This is a genomic window from Clostridium sp. DFI.1.208, assembly GCF_024463855.1.
Lineage (GTDB): Bacteria > Bacillota_I > Bacilli_A > Erysipelotrichales > Erysipelotrichaceae > Clostridium_AQ.
In genome coordinates this window covers 1-258 of the sequence record NZ_JANGCA010000303.1, presented here as the reverse complement: position 1 = coordinate 258, position 258 = coordinate 1, and the positions used below count along the sequence as shown (strand labels likewise).

1 pseudogene is annotated in these 258 nt (G+C 48.8%); it reads right to left on the bottom strand.

Going from position 1 to position 258, the window contains the following annotated elements:
• Positions 1-258, bottom strand: a pseudogene (locus NE665_RS24460) (hypothetical protein); the annotation flags it as partial.

Sequence of the window (258 nt, the reverse complement as noted above, 5' to 3'; positions counted from 1 at the left end):
GTTTCTTCCGCTTGATCTCTTTATGATAGAGCTTCTTCAGTTTATAGAAGGTCGATCTCCCTATGTTGAGCTGCGCTGCCGCATCCACTGCCGTGATCGCATGTTGGGATTGCAGGACAGCCAGCTTTAGGAACTTATCACTGCAGGGGATCCCAGGACGCCCTATGCGGACGCCGTTCTTTTGTGCCTCTTTTATCCCCTTCATCATTTTTTTCTTATGATCGGCCTCATGTCGGATGATCGCTTCACACTCTTTCA